Raw genomic sequence first — 20619 nt, 5'->3', positions numbered from 1 at the left:
ATAAGACCAAAGAATTGATTGATTAACTTAACTTGTTTTTGATAGCCTTCTCTCCTTGCAAACTCTGTCTTTTTTCCTTAATTAAAAGTCAATGGTATCCCCCTTTTTGATCGACTACACCACACATATAACCCCACTGTCCTTTGACTTTAATATAGATTTTAATTTTTTCAATTGTTACACTAGAATCATTATTATTTCTATTACACTGATACTTTTTGAGAATCATTTAACTTCTGCATAAAGATGCGTGCTGCAAAACTTAAAAATTTATCATCAAAGTGTATAAGATTAATATCTTGACTTGGTGTTGGATCAGTAATACGAACTATGCTCAAAGTATCATTATTAACAAAGTTAACCAGTGAAAGAGGTATTATGGCAACCCCATGTCCATTGTATACAAGGCTCAATAGAGAAATAGAAGATTTTGTTTCTATATTTGCTTCAGATAAAGATAACCCTAAACTCTCACAATATATCTTAATAGATTCACGACAACTACATGAAACCATTACTCTACTGAGCCCCACTAATTCTCGGAAAGAAACAAATGATTTATCATTCAAAGGATGATTTTTTGGAATTACAAGGACGAGCTCTTCACTATACAAAAGGGTGTTTGTTAATGTGTCTGGAATTTGAGCACTACGTGTAATCCCGAAATCAATATTTTTGTCAACGATTTGATTTACAGCAACTTCGGATTCTATAATCTTTACTACAATGTTGGGATAATGTTGTTGAAACTTCATAATATAAGGTGTTAAATAAGTGAGATCCTCTAATAGACCTCCTATAGTAATCACACCTCTTTTTACACCCTTTAATTCAAAAATTTCATTATAAACGTCATCAAATTGTTGCATGATAAATTTTCCTTTATCAAATAGCAGCTTACCGGCTTCTGTCATTTTGATACCTCTTCCAACTCGATGAAACAAGGGTGTATCAAGTTCACCTTCTAAAACTCGTATTTGTTGACTTAAAGTCGGCTGTGAAATACCTAGAACTTCCGCAGCTTTAGTGAAACTATTATTATTACAAACTTGAATAAAATACTCTAAATGACGTAATTCCATTCTTGATACCCACTCTCCGCTTTATGAAAGATTTATAATTTAAAGGACGATATGTATACGTTAACATAACAACTTCATTTCATATTATACCGATTGAAATTACACACTTTATTCATTTTGTATTATAATAAATTTACTACCATTTATTAATTTTTCCTCCTATTTATTTAAATTATATTTAATTAGGACATTACTAATTCGAGATATATTTCTAAAGATTTATAGTTCTAGTGCATAATACCCTAATTTTTTCAACTTTTCGATTATCATTTTTTTCTCAATATAGTCCAAACCACCAAATATTTGCTGAATCGCCTCTTTATGCTGAGGAAAAATAATATCCATTAGTTCAATACCTTCTGAAGTAATTGACGCATACGTGACACGGCGGTCTTTAGGACATGGTTTTCGTATTAAGAACCTCTTCTTTTCCAACTTATCCACTACATACGTGATACTACTACTTGCAAGTAATATTTTATCTCCAATTTTTTGTATAGGCTGATCGCCTTTACTATACAGTAGCTCAAGCACTGCAAATTCAGTTGGATTAAGTCCATAACTTTTTATATCCTCTTCAATACGCTTAGTAATTGACTGTACTGCCCTTGATAATATAACAAATAACTTTAAAGATAAGCTCTCATCGTTAATCACGCTCATAATTACCAATCCTTTACAAGTTATCTTGAATTCGAGATTCATTATATTATCGTCAAAATATTATGTCAATCATTCATTTTAGCTTTATCAATCCATTTATAATTTATTTCTCAACATATGACATATGGAATTAGAAGAAAACAATTGTTAATATATAAGTATCTCAATTACGTTATTTCTTTTAAAGAGAGCTTGTTTTTAATCACAAGTTCTCTTTTGCCATATTCTAAATTGAATTCGGACAAATTTCAGATGATGAGTCTGCCCCCCAAGTATATGATATAGTTTTTTTAACAAAGATTAGAGCCCTCCTACAAGAAGGAGGGCTCTAATCTTTCATATAAATATTCACCATTTTTATCATTGCGAGGACATCAAAACTTTAACTTGATGGGGATATGGTGCTATCTCAATTAACAAATATTACAAACCATATATCTATCATATTTTTTATAAACAGGATTAATTAGATTTAAAAAAAGATTTCTTTTTCTTTACTCGTAATAAGTCACCTGTCCATCCTTTGAATCGCATATACATATACATACCCGCTGTTGTGAAAATAATAAATAAGAGAGCGATTAAATAGCTATATTTCCATTCTAGTTCAGGCATGTATTTAAAATTCATACCCCATAATGCTCCTAAGGCTGTCAAAGGCGTACTCACAGCAGTTAATACAGTAAGAGCTTTCATAATTTCATTCCCACGATGAGAAGAAACAACTTCTTGTAAATGAATCATCGTGTCTAATTCTTCTTGGTACTCTTTAACAAGTTGTAATCCACGCTCTAATTTTACGTGTGTTTGTTTATAACAAAGGGTGTTTGTTAGTTTTTCTAACCAAGCTTCTTTTAGGCCTTGTAACACTTCTTGTATTAAGCGAAACACATGTGTGTTCATAAATAATTCATGACGAATATGATAAATCCTTTCTAAAACTGCTATGTTATTATGATGATAAAAATCCCATAATACATTTCTGAAATTGTTTTCAAAGTAGTCAACCTTTCGCAAATAGTGAGATATAAACATTGATAAGATAGCACATAATCCTTCAGCAGAACTATTACAATTTTTTGTACCCATAGGGATATTATGTATTAATTTTTGGAAATCCTCTTCCTCCTTTTCCTGAACTGTTATCAGTATTCCATGAGCTACGAAATAATAAAGAAATTTTTGAATTTTGGCGTCCTTTTTATCTTGATCATATAAAAACGAACCATATACACAAGTTTGACTTGGTGATAACGTATAAACATATAATCCATTTTCACAAGGAGAACTTATTTTCTTTACAAATTGAGCGAAATAAGATGTTACATCACGAGGGATTATAGAAGAAAATTTTTCAAGCTCACTAGTTTTCACATGATACCAACTCCATTTCGTCATTTTTATGCATTCCATATTATTCTTCCTTTCTAAATAGTTTTATGTTTAATCGAATCATAACCGTAATATGACATTTGTATGTAGGTATTCATGTCTTGGAGGAAAAGTTTTTAGATCATCTAAATTACAAAATAAATGACATAGGAGGCCTTATTCTTTTAAAAGGAAGACCCCCTATATATTACTTATTTTTATTCTCAATTTTAAACATTTCCTCTATACAATCACTTTTTATCTTTTCTTATAAAGAATTTATTATATGTGGAAAAGAAGCTACATAATTTGGCACGTCTATTCAACGAACTCCATTTCAGTCGTTATTATAATTTGGATTCATATGCAGATTGATTGGTGATGTCGTCAAATACTTGACTCCCAATAATGTAGTATCCATGAAGTGCAGCCTCTTTCGAAGCGTCTACCATACGGAAAGAAGAAATTTCACTTTGCATTTTTTCAATTCGTTTTTTGTGGAGTTCTACTATTCCTCCTGTCCAAATAATAGTATCATACTGTTCTAACGTAAATTGTTCTTGTAATACACGTATGACGTCTTGGAAGTGTGCATCCAACTCTTTTTGAATCAAAGTATGAACCTGACTTGTCTCATGATTTTCTTCTCGACATTCATATCCTTTTTCTAATATGTTTGGCATGTCGTTAATATGCAATTGATTACTTTCACCCTCATAATTCTGCACGATATTCTTAATATTTTTCAAAGGCTTGCTACATCCTAGTTCCGTCTCATAATGATTTAAAATGAGATTCTGTTTCATATCTGTCATTTCTAATGTACGAAATCCACCATCAATAATTAAGATACGATCTCGTTCCTGAATGATTCCCTCTTTTAAGAAATAGGCATGTAAAGCGACCGGTTGCTGAAGAATCAAAGCATTTTCCACCGTAATATGAATAAATTTTCCATCAATTTGCACGGAAGTTTCTTTTTTTAGTGCACGTTGTAATTGCTCATGCTGACTACCAAAACAAGTGATGGGAATCCCGGTAACAACTAGAGGTAACACGACATTTTCTTTATAATCCTTTGCAATGCAACCAAATATTTGTTGTTTAAATCGTTCGCTTTCATAATAATTTTCTATTTCATCGTCAAATGGAGGAAGAAATGAAGCGTCAGATTGATGTGCTTCATTTCCCATGTAGTATGCAAAGTCTAAGTCTATAAAACTTACCTTTGTTAAATCTTCACTTTCAGCATGATTAGGTACAGGGGCTAGTGTGGAAGCTTCACTCTTGATTGTCATCTCAGAATCTACAGCCTGTCGATATGCCCTTTTGGTAAAGCCAATTCCTACATCAATTGCATACAGAGATTTCATACTTTTTTCCTCACTTTCTATTTTTAGAGTTAAATCTAGGCACTCTCTTCTTTCCCTTCTTTCACATATTTCTTTTCATTTTTCGTTTTTCCCCCGTCTAAGTTCTTACTATTTTCATTTATTTCGTAATCCTTTTCACCTGTTTTCTTTTTATTATTTTCGTTTTCTGTTAAGTCTTTAATGGTAGAAATGACAACTGGTGTGGCTGTAAGCAGTTGTGGTAATGTTTGTTTTGCAACATTAGCTGCAGTTACAGAAAATTGTTTACTTGTCTCAGTTACCTTCTCCAATGTTTCCTTTATGTTTCCTTCTTGTAGTTTTTCTTTTACGCTTTTTCCTTTTGTTTGTATAGCTTTCCGATTTTCTTTTTTTAATAGGGAGACTATGACTCCGGTCGTAATTCCAATCACAGCATATTTAAATATTGTATGTTTCATTTTTCTCATCCTTTTCTATTTTTATTTTCTTCAATGCTACAACCTAAAATAATTACCTTACCTATTTATCAGATGTTGCAATCTATTACAGAGAATGATAGTTTTGCGGCTGCCTATCATTCGCCATTGGTACTTCAGCTGTTACTAGGAGTAAAATCTTCCCTTGATCTAGTTTTTCTTCATATAAGTTAGCTTCCTCCTTCGACAACCCCATTTCTTCCATTTGATTTCGAAGTTCGTCCCCTTTTTTGGAGAAAAAGTTGATAATACTTGTTCCCAATCCTTGTTCTTTTACTCCAATCGTATTTGTGTTTGTATCATCCGCAATCCTTTTTGTTATATGTTTTTCATGTGCTAAAACATAAATGTCATCGTGGCGAACCCCTTGCAATTCTAGCTCTTTTACTTTCATAACTACTTCCTGTTCATTTTGATATTCATAAACTACCGTTTTTCTTTCATTCGTATGCATGGTATCTTTCCTCCTTTAGATTTTTTATTTTTTATTTAGTTGTTATGTAATATGTAATACACCTATTTTAAAGATGTTAAACCTAAATTTTCAAAAAATTTCACACAATAGGTTATTCATGTTTTTAATATCAAAGAAATGTCACAAGAACTTTGCTTTGATAAAGCGCTACAAATAACGATTTGTTTGGAAGGCAAGCCCATTGTTTTATAGAAATCATAGAAAAATAAAAAAGCACTCCTTTTCAAAGAGTGCTTTTAAAAAACATATAACCTAATAAAAATATTTCTATTTTGATTACGGAAAGAAAGTCTTTATTAAAACATATGGTTGCTAATTTAATTGCGATTTGCCTTGCATCCAAGTAACAATATCATTTAAAACATACTCAGGGATATTAGCAGGACTATAATATTCATCTGGCTTACTTATTCCCCCATCCCCCTCTGTAAAGAAATGATTTAACTTTGGATATAGTCGATAATCTACATTATCTCGTTCTTTTAATTGTTCTTTCCAAAGAGGAATTTCAATTTTTGATTGAACTTGATAGTCTCGTTCTCCTTGAATAATAAAAAGCGGTGTCTTTTGTTCTTTTGACATTTCCACTGCTTTAATTTTATGGATAGAATCCTTACTTCACAGGATTTTTTTGCTGTTTTCACTATATCCTTACTATACAAATGAAAATATACAACGATACTAAATATACAAACTTTGCATAAAAAAATGATTTTATAGTATCTTTTTAATATCCATGTCCGCCCGGCCAACCACCATGTCCACCTTGCCAACCACCATGTCCGCCTTGCCAGCCACCATGTCCGCCTTGCCAACCACCGTGTCCGCCTTGCCAACCACCGTGTCCACCTTGCCAACCACCGTGTCCACCTTGCCAACCACCGTGTCCGCCCGGCCAACCACCGTGTCCACCTTGCCAACCACCGTGTCCACCTTGCCAACCGCCTTGCCAACCACCGTGTCCACCCGGCCAACCACCGTGTCCGCCTTGCCACCAGCCTGCATAGCCTTGTCTCTGTGAGTTCATTCCTTCGCATCCCTTCTTATTAAAAATTCAAATACTGTAACTGGGTATTCTCTAAATATAATTATGTATCCCAAAAATAAATGTATCCGCAAACATCCCGATTATTGGTAAAGTAATTATCTAATGAAAAAAACATTTATTATTGCAAATCTAAGCTCTATTATTTTTTGCTTTTCCAAAATTTTTTCGCTATTTTATTAGCATAATACTTTTTAGATTCAATTTCATCATAGTTACTTAGTATTAGAACAGACCAATCATTACTTGTGATCCTTTTTCAACATTACATCAGAATCCATAGTTGGGCTTTAGTTATACAAAGAAAACGATACTTCACTATTGAAGTATCGCAAAAAAACTATTTACTTACATTATTATGACTATAACCCTATCCGGTATTAGTTACTCACCTAAAATTGCAAATGGGCTAAATGATTCATAATGAATCAATTCCTTTTCTATACTGTGTTCTTTTAATACTGGAGCCGTTGACTGCACAATTTGTATTGTTTTCTCGTCAATCATAAATGGTACATCCCTTCGTATACAATGTCTTTATAAAACATTAGCATTATTTGAAATTTACCTTTCATAATTTCATTTTTTACTTTTAACTTCAGAATATCGAATCTTTTTTTATTATGGATCTAAACTGATCCAATAGTGATTCTGGCGCAATTACTCTGAAGTTTTTACACTAGAACCTTCTTATTTACGTATTGAAAAATGTTACCTATAACGGAAAAGCCCAGATAGCGATGTGGCTGCACTATTATTAAAGGCATTTCTCCTTCTAAAACAGACAGTACTTGCAATCTTAGTACGAATCACAGTTGAATTCATGTTACTTAATCGTACCCATTCCACCAATTTTAATCTTAACCTTGACGTTTACATCGCCTTTTGCTAATTCGTTACCCCAATTATTTTGTATTTTTTTCCATTTCGGATATGTGTATGTTCTTGCATATCCTCCAAGCCCAATAGGATCAATTTTGGCGGTTTGTATTTTTTGTATTAATTGCTTGAAATCAGCTTCTAGCTTAGTTTCAATCGCCTTTTGTAATTTTGCTGCGTCCTTTCTAGTGTTAAACGAAAAAAGTCGTTCTGTAATACCGATTCTCATCTTTACATCTACATTAAATATAAAATGATCATCATATCTTGCCTTTGTCTTTACTTTAATACCATAGGCAGTAAAACTTATCAAATCTTTATCTTGACTATCTGAATTTAGCTTAATTGGAACTGTAAATGGTAACTCCCCTGCAGTTCCTTGTTGCAAAATGCGTAAGAGTTTGTTTTCATCAGGTTTCAGTGTTAATTTATACTTTCCTTTTTCATCCAATAAGGCTGTACCTGTCACCCATATTTTATTCTTTTTTTTCAGTTCAGTAATATTTGCTGTTAGCCCTTTGTCTGCTCTTTGTTCATATAATTCTTGAAGTGTTGTTTTCACCGTGATATTTCTTAAAAAAGCGGTATCAACTAGTTTTGTTAATATATAGGAAGCCTTGGTTTATCTTTTGGACTATAGAAGATGACGTCTGAAACAGGTCCATCTACAGCGACAACCCTTGCGGTAACTGTATTTTTGGGATCACGGTAAAATGGATCAAGGTAAATTTCCCAGTTTTTTTGTTTCAGTAGCCTTTTTCCAACTAAAATAACCTGTGTTTTACTTCCGGCGGTAAGTGCCATAACCGTAGCATCAAATTTGTCTCTTGCTTTTCGAACCGTAGCAGATTTCACACCAGTAGTTTCTTCTTTTATTTTTGCTTCTTTATTGAAAACAGGGCTTGATATATACACTAATAAATTATCATTAGGATCTAAATCGATACCAAGAATAAGAGTAAGAGAAACATCTTCAACATTTCTTTGATCGAAGCATCCAGTCATCAAGAACACCAATAACAAAATACAACATAGTACTTTTCTTTTCAATGTATTCTCCTCCGGCGAAACTTCTCATATAGACAGCAATACAGCCATAAAATAATAGGTAATATATATGTTACTCCTAATCCAGTATTCGATAATACCTGTTGCCAAATTTCAGATTCATTCCAACTAGGATGAGTCCAAAATGTGAATCCGATAATAAGCAATAAGAGAACAACTACATGAGAGCTGTGATCTTGTTTTCCAAGTAATTGGCTTGAACAAAATACAGAACAGTATAGGGCAGGGATCCATGATGTGGAAACAATGGTTAAGTAAACAGCCAATAAAATCATGTCAAAACGTTCTAAAAAACGAAATTCAATTACTTTCAGTAAATTTATTACCGGTTGATTATATTGCGTAATGCTATCAGGGCTAAAATAGGCAAAGCAAACAATAGTAGCAAATAAATAAAATAACATCGTTAAGGTGTTTGCTATAACCATTCCATGGACTGCATACTGTTTTTTTTGTAAAAATGGATATAAAAAGAAAGCAATATCAAACCCTAAATAAGCATAAACAGTGCTTGGTACAGCGGTTAATATCGGTTTCCACCCTTCTTTTAAAAGCGGAAAGAAAGGCATCCAGCTTCCATTCCCTATAAGAGGGATTAAAAAAAATATCGGAATCCAAAGCGCCATATAAAAAAAAAGTTCGGCGTACCGTCCTAAAATACTAGGACCGTTACGTGCAACAAAATAGGTAGGAATCGAAAACAAAAAGATAACGATATAGTCAGGCGTTTTCGGGAGAAGCCATCCCTTAAGGTAAAGCATAGCGTTTATAAGAACGATACAAGAATAAAAAGCGAAGTACATCATGTAAATAACAACGAATGCTTTCCCTACTATTTTTCCAAACAATCGTATAAGAATATCATAAATTGTATCCTCAGGATATCTTGCAGCTGTTTTCACTATAAACACACCTGATATTGTGGAGAAAATCCAACCAATCAATATAGCTATCCATCCATCTGTTCCAGCCTTTTCTGCAAGCACACGTGGAAGCGATAAAACGCCAGTGCCCACCTGCACTCCATTAATTAAAATAATATACTGCATAAGAGTGATTTCATTATAGGCATACTTTTTCATAATTTCACCTTTTATTACGATTCTTTCCTTGTCGAATAGTTTGATCGGTTCCATTCCCCTTAGGACGCCTTCTTATTGTCCATAAAGGAAAGCGTACAAAAACATCTTTCATATCTGCAAAACGAAAGGGTGCTAATGGTGTTCCGTAAGAAGTACCTAGCGATTTAAGACTACTTAGATGCCCAATTAAAGTCATCCACCCGATAACAAGTCCTACAATTCCAAATAAGGCAGCTGCTAGCATCATTGGAAAGCGTAAAAGTCTTACTGCCGCTCCCATATCATAGTTAGGGATAACAAAAGAAGAGATGGCGGTAACAGCAACAACAATAATCATAATATTGCTTACAATTCCCGCCTGAACAGCCGCCTGGCCGATGACAATACCACCTACAATTCCAACTGTCTGACCAATCGGAGTAGGTATCCGTAAAGCCCCTTCTCTCATCGTTTCCAATGTTATTTCCATAAGTAACGCTTCCATAACTGGAGAAAAGGGTACGCGCGTTCTTGATTCAGCAATAGATAAATATAGCTCTACAGGAATAACTTCAAAATTAAAGGAAATAAACGCAACATAACTCGCAGGCAGAAATAAAGCAACCATAAAGGCGACAAAACGAAGCAACTAACCACCTTGTACCGTAATCATCCACTCCTTGAAAAAAGGAAATAAAATTTGTTGGAGTAATTAATACATTAGGTGAATGATCCATTACAGTTACAAATCTGCCCTGTAAAATGTGAGATACAGCCAAATCAGGTCTTTCAGTTAATATAAATTGCGGAAACGGTGAGTAAGGGTGATCTTCAATGAATTCTATAAGTTCGCCATTACTAGCAACAGCGTCGATTGTAATATTTTGAATTCGTGTTTCTAATTCCTTCAGCACATCTTCAGAAGCTACATCTTTCAAATATAAAATAGAAATTTTGGTTTTGCTCCGTACACCAATTATTATTTCTTTTATCGCTAATTCACGATGAGGAATATATCTTCGAATCATTGCGATATTTTGACTTCCAGTTTCTATGAAAGCTTGATGTGCTCCTTTTAGAGCTATTTCGTTATGTGCGTCCTCAACACTTCTTTGTGGCCACCCTTTTGTATCCAATTGATGTGCTGTTGTTCGACTGTGAATTAATAAAACACTATCTCCCCCAAAAATAGCATTTTCAATCTGACTTAATGTATTAATAATCTTAATTTGTCCTAACGGAATTGGAAGTTCTCTATTAGTATCAAAATCAATATTCATCAAAGGACTGAGAACATGATTTTGAATCAATTCTTTATCTGTTAATCCAGATAAGTATACTAAGGCTGCTTCTAATCCACCTACTGTTATTTGAAACTGCCGAATTACTAAATCAGGCGCTTGACGAAATATATTCTGAATATGAGCTATGTTTTTGGATAAATCAGCGTCTAAGAGGGAGTCTTCAATATTTTTTTCCTGAAAATGAGTATTGTCTCGTATTGAACATGACTTAGGGTTGTCTCTATATTTTAAACGCCTCAAAAATTTAGCCATGATTCCCTCACTTTCTATGTACCTTTTATAGTATGTTTAGTATGCATATATTAAGGAAAAATATCCTAATAGTTCCTACAATTACACTTTTAAGACATTAGATACATTTCTTGCTGTCTTTTTTACTTATGTATTCCTTTTTGTTGTTGATGTAACTTTTCAATTGTAACTGACACACATCTGAAACTCTAAACCCTCTCTCTTCCCTAACAACTACTAATCGTAAAATTTCAGAATCTAAATTGTGTAAATTCCCCAATACTCGCTACCCTATAAAGATACATGTTTAACATGTTGGTGATAGTTTTTCTTTTCTCTTCTATATGTTCTAGTGACATAATGTTTGGTTAAAATAACCTTTAAACTCTTTTTAAGAAAAACTTAAGAAAATCTCCCTTTATTCATAAGAATTTTTTTCTATACTGAAGCATGTAAATGAACAAGAGGAGAAACGATAATGAGAAAATTTGTAATTTGCATATTAGGAATAGGCCTTCCTATATACTTACTACCTTTCATATTACGCGGGGATTTAGACAGATTTAATCCGATTGCTGAAGAAAAAAATGTATATGCCGTTGCGAAAGGATATGGTGTTCCGGATTATCATCAAAAAGGAAAAGCTATGTACTCACTAAAAGCTGTTGATGAATTAAGCAATGAAAAAGAATATAATGTTGGAACGAACACGCCTAATGATTTTATAAGAAAAACTTACTTAAAAATTCATGTAAAAGGAAAGTATGTGTATTCTTACGATATTATTTCTAAAGAGGATATTCCGGAGAAAATAAGGGGACAATTGGAGATAGCAAATAAATAAAAGAGCCAATTCATACGAGTTGGCTCTTTATTCTCTCTTCCATCTACCGCTGGGAGAATTCTTTCGGTAGATTTATTAAATTCGTTATCATTGTTTCAATAACCATTCTTCAATTACTTTCACTGTTTCATCTCGTTGTGCTTTTGGCGTAATTAAACTCGCATTATCACCTTTTTGCTCACCGTACATGCCAAAATTAGCATGATTCCCCCCTTTTATCATGTGCATAGTATTATTCTTTGACATTAACTTTTTATTGTTCTCTATTTTTTCTACAGTTGCTAAAGCATCTACTTCCCCGTAAATTGATAACATTGGAATCGATTTGGCAGAGAAATCATCTGCAGGATAAGAACCTAAGAAAATAATTCCGTCTACCTTTTCTTCATGTTGAAAGGCATACCTAGAAATCATAGCTCCGCCCATTGAATGCCCAGCAACATACCATTTTTGAACTTCAGGGTACTTTTCAATTACACTATCTACCTCATTTATTCCAAGTATCGCTAAGTTTAATGGTAACTTAGGCATTACTACAAAATGCCCATCTTTTGCAAGTGCTTCCCCTAAGTAACTATAAGCCTCGGCTTCTACTTTAGCTCCTTGATAAAAAATAACCCCTATTTTAGCATCTTTCTCTCCAAAAGCTATATAATCTTCATCTTTTTTATCATCTACTAAAGACAAAGCCTCTTTCGTTGGTTTATAAGTAAACTGAGACCAAGTTAAAAAAGTAATACTTCCGATGAGTAAAATACCTAGTAAAGAGTACAGAACAATTTTTATCCATTTCTTCACATATATGACCTCCCTAAGATGTGTATATTCTATACTTTAGATTATCATTAATAAACATAAAAACTCGAGCATTTTCATTGTGCTCAAGTTTTCATTTACGTCTTTAATTTATACTATAAATTGTCCAAGATAAATATGTAGCAAATGTAGCCCATAAAAAATATGGGATTAGCAACCATGCCGATACTTTAGATAAATTGGAAGAAAACATAATGAGAAGTAACGTAGTAATAGCGACTAGTAAACAATCTACTGTTGCTAAAAACAAATTCTTTTGGCTAAATTGAAAGTAGCTGAACGCTTGATTGAATATATAATTTAAAAGGAATAAAAACCAAAATGTTTTTGGCTTGAATCCATAGTTGTTGTAAATAATTGCAACTGATAATGCAATAAGTCCAAATAATACAGCCCATATCATTCCGATTGTCATACCAGGAGGTGTCCAAGACGGCTTTTCTAACGCATCATACCAAGTACGATCAATAGGGAATAAAACACTAGAAACATAAAACAAACCATATGTTAGTAAAAATACTATAATACTAGATTTTTTCATAAACATTCTCCTTTTTACTAGAAGATTATAGAAACTTTATATGATTAGTATGTCCTTGTAATGGATAAAATTCTAATATTTAAATTCCAAATACATATTGTTTAACCTATTTCATACAAATTCTTTCATACTTTTATATGCACAAAGGGCTCTCTCTCGTGCTGCCTTATGATCAACAATCGGATAAGGATATGTATCCCCAAGTTTTATATTGGATTTTTGTAAAATATGCTCAGGTGCTTCCCAAGGTTTATGTATATATTTGTTTGGGATATATCTTAGTTCTGGTACCCATCTTCTTATATACTCTCCATTTTTATCAAACTTTTCTCCTTGTGTGATGGGGTTAAAAATACGAAAGTACGGTGATGCATCTGCTCCGCTTCCAGCAACCCATTGCCATCCCATTGTATTATTTGCAATATCAGCATCTAGTAGTGTATCCATAAACCATTTTGCTCCTTCTTGCCACGGAATTAACAAATGCTTTACAAGAAAAGAGGCTACAGCCATTCTTGCCCGGTTATGCATAAAACCTGTTTGCCATAGTTCTCGCATTCCCGCATCAATAAACGGATAACCCGTTTTCCCCTTTTGCCATACTCTTAATAACTCCTCTTCCTTATTCCACGGAAAATTTTCAAAGCTCTTATTAAGAGGTCTATATACTGTAAATGGATAATGATATAGTAAATAATAAGAAAACTCTCGCCAAATTAATTGACGTATAAAGCTATTAACTTGTTTTTCAAAAAGACTACATTGTCTTTCGGTACTTTTATTTATTAAGTAATGAAACATTAGCTTTACTGATATTTGACCAAATGAAAGATACGGTGCCAACATCGAATGGACATTTTGATCTGGAAAATCTCTTCCTTCACTATAAGAGACTAATTTGCTAGAGAAAAATTTCTTAAATGTTTTATATGCCCCTTCTTCTGTCGGATCCCATATTACTTCCATATGAGATGTCCACGGTATAGTCGGCAACAAGTGTAATTCTGAAACAGATAAGCTTGCTGGTAAAGAGTTTCCCCACTTTATACTCTGCACTCTGCTAATAGGTTTAGGTATTACCTGCTTTTGAAATGCATTGTAAAAAGGCGTAAACACCTTATATTCAGTGTTATCTTTCTTTTTAATAACCCACGGTTCTAATAATAAATGCGAATTAAATTCTTTACAGATAATACCTTTATCCTCTAACATCATTTTCATTTTTTGATTAGATTGTAATCTGTCCGGATCATAACAAATATTCCAATATACAGCCGTTATATCTAATTGCTCTATGAGAGAAAGTATTTCTTCCTCCGTACGTCCTTTACGAATTATTAAAGTAGAGCCCAATGCCTCAAGTTGCTTCTTTACATCTATTACAGCATGGTGCAACCACCACTTTGACGCACTTCCTATTGAAAAAGTTTCCTCTTGTATATATACAGGAAGAACCTCACCAGACTGAACAGCCTCAAATAGAGCTGGGTTATCATATAAACGAAAATCTTTTTGAAACATAACAATAATTTTATTTTGCATGGCTATCCTTTCTGATTTTTAAAACATAATAAATTTTATTATACAACAGCAATTTTTACATAAGAATTTATTTGTCTTTAATAAATTAGTTAACTTTTTCAACTATTTTTTTAGTAGGAATTTTAACGACCGTTTCTTTTCCCCTTGTTCTATCAATCTTGAAACCATGAACTTTAACATCAGACGGTACTAGTGGATGATGACAAATCATATCTATACTCTTCTCAATATTTTCACTAACATTTTCTTTTCCACTTAGCCATTCATCAAGGCTACCACTTGAAAATTCAGGCATGCAATTTTCAAAGAGGTAATCTAGTTCCCTGTTATTTTTTATGGAATCACGTTGAATTTGTAGATTAACTACATCAGTTTCTTTATCCTCTATTCCTACAACAAAAATTTCTTCAACATTTTCTTGATAAATAGCAATAATAATAGATCTCATTATATCTCCATAAGGATGTACAATTACAGAATCGTAGCTGTGTATAGTCAATATGTTTTCTTGTTGAATGTTAGTTACTTGTTGGATAATAGGCTCTATTCCATGTTCAATGTCTGTTAACAATAAAACTTTTTTATTCTTTGAATTCATATGGAGCACTCCTTCTTCATTATTGTATTTATGAAATTTTTAAGCTAGTAACAATAGTTGATTATGCATTGCATGATTGTTACCAGTTTTTCCAGCGTCCCTCTGGATCAACACTTGCAAGTCTAACCCATCCATTTTGAACTTTTTCTCGAAATGTGAAATCATTATTTAGCAAACGTTCTATATATTGACTAGGCGCTTGAATTACAATTAGTAAACGAAGTGGTGAATGATACGTCTCACTATCTGACTGCATAACGGATTGCCAAGGTATGCCCGGCAACAAATCACTTGCATTTCCCTGCATAACACCGAGACCCGCCGTTACGGTTTGGGTTGTTTTGTTTCCACTACCATAATAATGAGGAGCTACAGTTGAAGCGTAATATTGTAGATTTATCCACTGAGCTACTGTTCCTGGTCCTGCAATAATGTTAGCTAATATATCGCCACTTTCATCCTGTTTCCAATCATAATTATGGAGGAAAGCCCTACCTTCTAAGTCACAATCCTGAGTTAATTCTCGTTGCCCGATAATAAAAGATGCATTACGAGCTAATCCCCATTCTGGACGTATTTCACTCCAATCTTCTGCAAATCGATGTGCCTCTTTACTCGCATTTTTTATTTTCGTTTTAAAATTTGGTAATTGCGTTAAACGCTCTCTATTTGCATGTTGGCTCACATTTGGCATAATCGACTCGATACAATCAAATGCTTCTTGCGCAGTTTCCGAAAGTTCTGGAACGTAAATCCATTCCAATTCGTCCACTGTTGTTTTATGTTCAGCTGCTGCAAAAATGGTATCCTCAGGAATTTTAATACCTTCAGCAAACAACGCTTCTCTCACTTCTGGAAGATTACATAAAGTAGCAAAAACTCTTGCATTGAATCCCCCTGCTGCTCCGCCACAAGCACCACACTCAAGTGCTGCAGCATAAGGATTGTTCGTACTTTGACTACTATGTCCGCACATTACAACTAAAGGAGCAAATTTTTCTGTCAGTCCCACCATTTTTAAAGCTTGACGCACATAGTTCACTTTTTCTTCTTTAGTAAAACCGATAGGTATCTCACCCTTTGTGTCATGAACATGATTAAGCGAGAATGTTGTATCAGGTTTTTGTAACATAGTTTTACGAAGGTTACGAATGAAACCACCAACTCCTCTTGGGACAAAACTTCTTGTCACCATCTGTAGACCAAGTAAAGGACCACTTAACTCAGGTAGCGCCATACTTGTCAGTACGTTCTGTTTCATCGTTTTAAATGTATAACGTACCGAACTGCCTACCCTCTTACGTTGCTCATAAGATTTAAGTTCATTTTCATTTGTGAGCTCTTTTATTTGATGTTTCGGTTTGAGTATAACTGGCAAAGAAGGATGGTTGTTATTGCTACCTAGTTCACTAGTTGCAATTGGTAATCCAAAGAAACCAGCTATCCCAAATGTTTCAAACGGACCTAATTTTTCAAGATGGCGACGAAACGGTTCTGAACGTACATCAATACAGAATGCTAATTGAGCTAATACACGCTTTTTATCATCGGTTGCACGTTGTGTAGAAGCAATCTTCTCTCTTAATTGCTCTGCATGCGTTTGTTCCCAAGCTTCCAGCCAAAGTTTTCTGCGAATATTTTCATCAAAACGATAAGCAAATACTAATAATTCACTTTGTTCAGCAGCAGGCATTTGTAACCATTCCCGTGTTGAAATATTCCCCCAATAGATCCAAGAAGCTATAAGTGGGACGATCGAAACTTTTTTCTCAACCTTTTGATGTTTTAAAGGTAAATAAGGTTTTGCAATAGCCAGCTCCATAGAAATTCGAACTGCTAAATATTCTATGAGAAGTTCCTGTTCCTGAATTGATTGTTGTGAGCGCCATCGTATCATTCCTGCCCACCCAGGCAAAGAAAGCAAGTGCCCTTCAAGGTAAGATTGTATGTTAGATTCAGAAATTCCTAGTTCAGATAATGCTCTCGCTAAAGCTACTTCGGCATCTTGTGGCCAATCTTTTAAAACTTTACGCTCATTTTTACTGAGCGCTGGATCAAATTTAATAAGGTGTTGCCATGCACGATAAAAACCTTTCTCTCGATTTGGCATCGTCCAACTTGATCCGGAGTCATCAAGATATAATTTACACCATTTAATGATATGATAATTAAGAACATCAGATAGGTTTTCACTATTTTGATTCTCTATAAGCGAACTTATTGGCTGCATAACAGAGGCTTTCATACTTGCTGTATTTATATAACTCATTTCTTCTGCCAATTTATTTAATTCTGGCGATGATAATAGACTAGAAGGTAATTTTTCTAACTTTAAAGCTGCTTGGCAAAATCGCTCTGCTTTCTCTCGCGGAATATTAAAAGATTGTGAATCCAGCCAACGAGACAAACTCATTTGTAAAAATGATTCCTCAATCTCACCTTTTGCTTTTGCCGAATGAATCATGGAGGCACTAGGATAAATATCCACATTACGAGCTTCTTTTAACCAATTTGCGACTTGTTCAAATGATTGCTTTTCAAGTCCCATCCAAGGGTGGTGAGCTGCAAACGTAGAGATAGGCCAAAGTGGTGCAATAACTCGGCTAGCAGATGCAACTAAATCATTTATATTATTTTCTTGCATATCAATGTTTGTATCTTTCTTTAATATTGACGGTATGCTCATCACGAATTACCTCCCTTTGATACATAATGTTTCAGATAGCTTGGGTGACTTTCTACTGACTTTCGTCTCGCCTCACCTACTCGAACTAACCAAAGATAAAGTACAGCGAATAAAGTAGAAGATTGATGACGAGTAACGAAAGTACTAATAACACTACTAAATAGTAAAATACATATAACAAAGATAACGGCTGGAGCTGAAGGTTGAACACTTTGATAAATATCAGTATGCAACCATTTATAAAGAGAATTATGAACAGTAAAGTAAATGAGAGAAAATCCAATCAAAACAATTAAGCCAGCAATTCGTCCCATTCTTCCCTCTCCAAAAACAACAAGCTGTTTCCATGAAAAGTATAGTGACCATCCTAAGATTAACGCACTAACTAGTTGATACCCCTCTCCAGAAGTCATAAACCAGAAAGTAATTGCTATAAATAATCCTAAAACACGTCCAACTATACTCCACAAATTGGACATCTTTTCATTAGACTGATTCACTACCCCAAAACGTTGCACTGAAGAACCAGCTTGTAAAAATAGTGTAGCTTTAAACAAACCATGTAAAATTAAATGAATAACAGCTGCTAAATAGGCGCCTAATGCACATTGAATAAGCATAAATCCCATTTGTGCAATAGTTGAACCTACTAGCTGACGTTTATAATCAACTTGGACTAAACTAATTCCTGTACCTATTAAGACAGAAATACTAGAGAAAATTAGTAAAATTATTTGTGCAATATCATCATGAAAAAGAGGTGAAAATCTAGTTAACATGATACCGCCAGCATTTACTAAACCCGCATGCATAATAGCAGAAACAGGAGTTGGAGCAACAGCAGACTCAATTAACCATCTTTGAAAAGGCCATTGTGCTGCTGGAATCATCACAGCTAATATAATTAATAAGTTAATTCCTGTTCTCTCCAATGTTCCATGTAGCGCTACATTTTCATTCGTTAAAACTGATGTTAACTGCCACTGTCCTGTTACTTGAAAAAGCCAAATGATAGCTGATAGTAAGGCAATCCAACTTATTGTAAATAAATAGCCAGAGATTTTAGTTGCTTCACTAACTACTTTCCAACCTTTATTTAGCCCTATGAGTAGAACCAATCCTATAAGCGTTGCTCCCCAACAAATGAGCATTAAACGAAGATCATCACTTAACCATGCAACCGAAGATACACCTGTAGTAAATGTAAAAAGTGCAAAGTATTTTCGATATGAGTGATCCCCCATTAAGTAACGTACAGAGAAACGCTGAATGATTAAACCAATTGTAAGAACAAAGAAAGCCATTAACCAAGCTAAAGTATCTAGATGCCAAGGCCCCACAACTCTATCTCCATTGTTATTAACAAGTGCGAGTAAAGAAACCAATGAAGGTAAAGCAGCGATACCAATATGGATATGAACAAAACGTAAAGGTACCCTTGCATGTAAAAACAATAATCCACTTAGCCAAAAAGCACTAAGCGCCATAAAAAATAAAGTTAACAGTGTTGATGAACTCAGCGAAATTAACATGTTAAATACTCCCTTCTAAGCGAAAATAGCCTATAAAAATTCCTTTTAATTACGATAGTTTTTTAAATTTCAATTTTCATTCACTCTTTTTAGTGCATCGTTTTTTCCCATAAAAAAAACCGACAACTTCCATAATTCAATGATTTTATATCATCATTGAATTATGGAGATTGTCGGTTTCACTTCAACTAACTTCAATAAAGTTTTTTGAAGAGCTCCCATTTTATAGAGGATAGTAATGTATGTATTACTCCTATTAAAAATAACAGTATATCTCTGATCTCCTAGATTATGCAATCAATATATCAATTTATGTTATGCGCTATCTTTCAATTAAGAAACTTTTTCATTTAGTCAATATTACATATTAAAAAAATGCTAAAGCCTTAATTATAGCAAACAGTTAAAATAAGCATCTATTAATTTTTTAAAACAATTATAAGATAAACTATATTAAGCAGTTTGTCAATTTATTTATCAGTTTTTTTGAGCGTTATTCCAATTAAAATTCAGTATACGTAAATAATTTCAAGTTTTTAATTATTATCATGTTAATAAATTTAAATAAAGCGCAAAACTTTTAGGTTTCTTAATTATCTCCCACTAACCCTACGGTGGTTTTAATTTTTAAAATTTTTCCTCAAGATTATGAAACAATTTAAAAATCATTACTCGTTCACCAGTGCGGGAGCTTATATCCGTATGAAAGCTTTTCACTTTTTCTTCAGTTAATTCTAGTATAATCTCTTTCAAATCTTCAATTCCAGATTCAACTAGCTCCGAACGATTTTTCTTTATCGTTAGCATACCGTCTTTCGTTTCGCAAACCGTATATTCAGCCGGCGTTAAAATACCTTGTAAATTTACGATAATCATATCCCGTAATATATCTGTCTTAACGGATATAGACCCGCGTCCTAGGTAGTCCTTTTCCCAGTGAGTAATTGCTTTGCTTATCTCTGATTCAATAGAGCCTTTTGAGTTTTTCATCTTTGTATCCTCCTCGTATATTAATATTTAAGCCCTATTACTGGCTTAGATTTTCTTCTTAAT

The 20619-nt window shown here is 33.6% G+C and carries 17 protein-coding genes and 3 pseudogenes; 1 reads left to right on the top strand and 19 read right to left on the bottom strand.

The genetic code is table 11. The annotated features are described in order from the left end of the window. Nucleotides 1–203: 203 nt before the first annotated feature. The 12 genes and pseudogenes from CQ064_RS27575 to CQ064_RS27515 form a co-directional block, all read right to left on the bottom strand. Nucleotides 204–1082, bottom strand: coding sequence for a LysR family transcriptional regulator (locus tag CQ064_RS27575; protein WP_000423186.1), 879 nt, complete (start codon nt 1080–1082; stop codon nt 204–206). A gap of 219 nt (nt 1083–1301) precedes the next feature. Continuing rightward, the gene (locus CQ064_RS27570; RefSeq protein ID WP_000111424.1) at nt 1302–1745 is read right to left on the bottom strand and encodes a MarR family winged helix-turn-helix transcriptional regulator; all 444 of its coding nucleotides are present in this window, start codon (nt 1743–1745) and stop codon (nt 1302–1304) included. A 462-nt stretch (nt 1746–2207) separates the two neighbouring features. After that, the gene (locus tag CQ064_RS27565; protein WP_000388919.1) at nt 2208–3158 is read right to left on the bottom strand and encodes a magnesium transporter CorA family protein; all 951 of its coding nucleotides are present in this window, start codon (nt 3156–3158) and stop codon (nt 2208–2210) included. Between the two features lie 305 nt (nt 3159–3463). Beyond that, nucleotides 3464–4489 carry a ParM/StbA family protein gene (locus CQ064_RS27560; RefSeq protein ID WP_000839425.1) on the bottom strand — a complete coding sequence of 342 codons (1026 nt, stop codon included), beginning with the start codon at nt 4487–4489 and terminating at the stop codon, nt 3464–3466. Between the two features lie 35 nt (nt 4490–4524). Continuing rightward, nucleotides 4525–4926 (bottom strand): hypothetical protein, encoded by a 402-nt coding sequence (locus CQ064_RS27555; protein WP_000683219.1) that lies wholly within the window; start codon nt 4924–4926, stop codon nt 4525–4527. An 85-nt stretch (nt 4927–5011) separates the two neighbouring features. After that, entirely contained in the window at nt 5012–5398 is a 387-nt protein-coding gene (locus tag CQ064_RS27550; protein WP_000557321.1) for a YflT domain-containing protein, read from the bottom strand. 333 nt (nt 5399–5731) lie between these two features. Further along, nucleotides 5732–6031, bottom strand: a pseudogene (locus CQ064_RS27545) (alpha/beta hydrolase); the annotation flags it as partial. 115 nt (nt 6032–6146) lie between these two features. Further along, nucleotides 6147–6446, bottom strand: a complete 300-nt coding sequence (locus CQ064_RS27540; protein WP_001088225.1) for a hypothetical protein — start codon at nt 6444–6446, stop codon at nt 6147–6149. Nucleotides 6447–6848: 402 nt separating this feature from the next. Next, the gene (locus tag CQ064_RS27535; RefSeq protein WP_000564622.1) at nt 6849–6971 is read right to left on the bottom strand and encodes a flavoprotein; all 123 of its coding nucleotides are present in this window, start codon (nt 6969–6971) and stop codon (nt 6849–6851) included. Between the two features lie 319 nt (nt 6972–7290). Beyond that, a pseudogene (locus tag CQ064_RS34220) lies at nt 7291–8393 on the bottom strand (Ger(x)C family spore germination protein). After that, nucleotides 8390–9493 (bottom strand): GerAB/ArcD/ProY family transporter, encoded by a 1104-nt coding sequence (locus CQ064_RS27520; RefSeq protein ID WP_003270936.1) that lies wholly within the window; start codon nt 9491–9493, stop codon nt 8390–8392. Before CQ064_RS27520 ends, CQ064_RS34220 begins: the two are co-directional and overlap by 4 nt. Nucleotides 9494–9497: 4 nt before the next feature. Beyond that, nucleotides 9498–11028 (bottom strand): annotated as a pseudogene (locus CQ064_RS27515) (spore germination protein). A 457-nt stretch (nt 11029–11485) separates the two neighbouring features. On the opposite strand from CQ064_RS27515, the gene CQ064_RS27510 reads away from it, so the two are divergent. Continuing rightward, nucleotides 11486–11851, top strand: a complete 366-nt coding sequence (locus tag CQ064_RS27510; RefSeq protein WP_001225224.1) for a YxeA family protein — start codon at nt 11486–11488, stop codon at nt 11849–11851. An 87-nt stretch (nt 11852–11938) separates the two neighbouring features. On the opposite strand, the gene CQ064_RS27505 is transcribed toward CQ064_RS27510, so the two are convergent. The 7 genes from CQ064_RS27505 to CQ064_RS27475 all read right to left on the bottom strand — a co-directional run bounded on the left by CQ064_RS27505 (nt 11939) and on the right by CQ064_RS27475 (nt 20556). After that, on the bottom strand, nt 11939–12649 hold the full coding sequence (locus CQ064_RS27505) for an alpha/beta hydrolase (RefSeq protein ID WP_000758849.1): 711 nt from the start codon (nt 12647–12649) through the stop codon (nt 11939–11941). Nucleotides 12650–12752: 103 nt separating this feature from the next. Then, complete coding sequence (locus tag CQ064_RS27500; protein WP_000749744.1) at nt 12753–13208, bottom strand: TspO/MBR family protein; 456 nt, start codon at nt 13206–13208, stop codon at nt 12753–12755. Nucleotides 13209–13319: 111 nt separating this feature from the next. Next, nucleotides 13320–14750, bottom strand: coding sequence for a cryptochrome/photolyase family protein (locus tag CQ064_RS27495; RefSeq protein ID WP_001179974.1), 1431 nt, complete (start codon nt 14748–14750; stop codon nt 13320–13322). A gap of 85 nt (nt 14751–14835) precedes the next feature. Further along, a complete protein-coding gene (locus CQ064_RS27490) occupies nt 14836–15348 on the bottom strand; it encodes a carbonic anhydrase (protein WP_001086236.1) in 513 nt (170 codons plus the stop codon). A gap of 79 nt (nt 15349–15427) precedes the next feature. Continuing rightward, nucleotides 15428–18034 carry a DUF2309 domain-containing protein gene (locus CQ064_RS27485; RefSeq protein WP_000026972.1) on the bottom strand — a complete coding sequence of 869 codons (2607 nt, stop codon included), beginning with the start codon at nt 18032–18034 and terminating at the stop codon, nt 15428–15430. Next, on the bottom strand, nt 18034–19566 hold the full coding sequence (locus CQ064_RS27480) for an NADH dehydrogenase subunit 5 (RefSeq protein WP_000908913.1): 1533 nt from the start codon (nt 19564–19566) through the stop codon (nt 18034–18036). The genes CQ064_RS27485 and CQ064_RS27480 overlap by 1 nt, the downstream gene beginning before the upstream one ends. Before the next feature lie 627 nt (nt 19567–20193). After that, on the bottom strand, nt 20194–20556 hold the full coding sequence (locus tag CQ064_RS27475; RefSeq protein ID WP_000798161.1) for a Na-translocating system protein MpsC family protein: 363 nt from the start codon (nt 20554–20556) through the stop codon (nt 20194–20196). Nucleotides 20557–20619: the final 63 nt, after the last annotated feature.

It is taken from the genome of Bacillus sp. MYb78 (assembly GCF_002975115.1).
GTDB classification, from domain to species: domain Bacteria; phylum Bacillota; class Bacilli; order Bacillales; family Bacillaceae_G; genus Bacillus_A; species Bacillus_A cereus.
The sequence above is the reverse complement of the archived record's forward strand: the minus strand, read 5'-3'. Positions and strand labels throughout refer to the sequence as shown.

Bases quoted from the DNA above. Each gene is read 5' to 3' on its own strand.
- CQ064_RS27575 (WP_000423186.1), bottom strand. From the start codon at position 1,082: ATGGAATTACGTCATTTAGAGTATTTTATTCAAGTTTGTAATAATAAT.
- CQ064_RS27570 (WP_000111424.1), bottom strand. From the start codon at position 1,745: ATGAGCGTGATTAACGATGAGAGCTTATCTTTAAAGTTATTTGTTATA.
- CQ064_RS27565 (WP_000388919.1), bottom strand. From the start codon at position 3,158: ATGGAATGCATAAAAATGACGAAATGGAGTTGGTATCATGTGAAAACT.
- CQ064_RS27560 (WP_000839425.1), bottom strand. From the start codon at position 4,489: ATGAAATCTCTGTATGCAATTGATGTAGGAATTGGCTTTACCAAAAGG.
- CQ064_RS27555 (WP_000683219.1), bottom strand. From the start codon at position 4,926: ATGAAACATACAATATTTAAATATGCTGTGATTGGAATTACGACCGGA.
- CQ064_RS27550 (WP_000557321.1), bottom strand. From the start codon at position 5,398: ATGCATACGAATGAAAGAAAAACGGTAGTTTATGAATATCAAAATGAA.
- CQ064_RS27540 (WP_001088225.1), bottom strand. From the start codon at position 6,446: ATGAACTCACAGAGACAAGGCTATGCAGGCTGGTGGCAAGGCGGACAC.
- CQ064_RS27535 (WP_000564622.1), bottom strand. From the start codon at position 6,971: ATGATTGACGAGAAAACAATACAAATTGTGCAGTCAACGGCTCCAGTA.
- CQ064_RS27520 (WP_003270936.1), bottom strand. From the start codon at position 9,493: ATGAAAAAGTATGCCTATAATGAAATCACTCTTATGCAGTATATTATT.
- CQ064_RS27510 (WP_001225224.1), top strand. From the start codon at position 11,486: ATGAGAAAATTTGTAATTTGCATATTAGGAATAGGCCTTCCTATATAC.
- CQ064_RS27500 (WP_000749744.1), bottom strand. From the start codon at position 13,208: ATGAAAAAATCTAGTATTATAGTATTTTTACTAACATATGGTTTGTTT.
- CQ064_RS27495 (WP_001179974.1), bottom strand. From the start codon at position 14,750: ATGCAAAATAAAATTATTGTTATGTTTCAAAAAGATTTTCGTTTATAT.
- CQ064_RS27490 (WP_001086236.1), bottom strand. From the start codon at position 15,348: ATGAATTCAAAGAATAAAAAAGTTTTATTGTTAACAGACATTGAACAT.
- CQ064_RS27485 (WP_000026972.1), bottom strand. From the start codon at position 18,034: ATGAGCATACCGTCAATATTAAAGAAAGATACAAACATTGATATGCAA.
- CQ064_RS27480 (WP_000908913.1), bottom strand. From the start codon at position 19,566: ATGTTAATTTCGCTGAGTTCATCAACACTGTTAACTTTATTTTTTATG.
- CQ064_RS27475 (WP_000798161.1), bottom strand. From the start codon at position 20,556: ATGAAAAACTCAAAAGGCTCTATTGAATCAGAGATAAGCAAAGCAATT.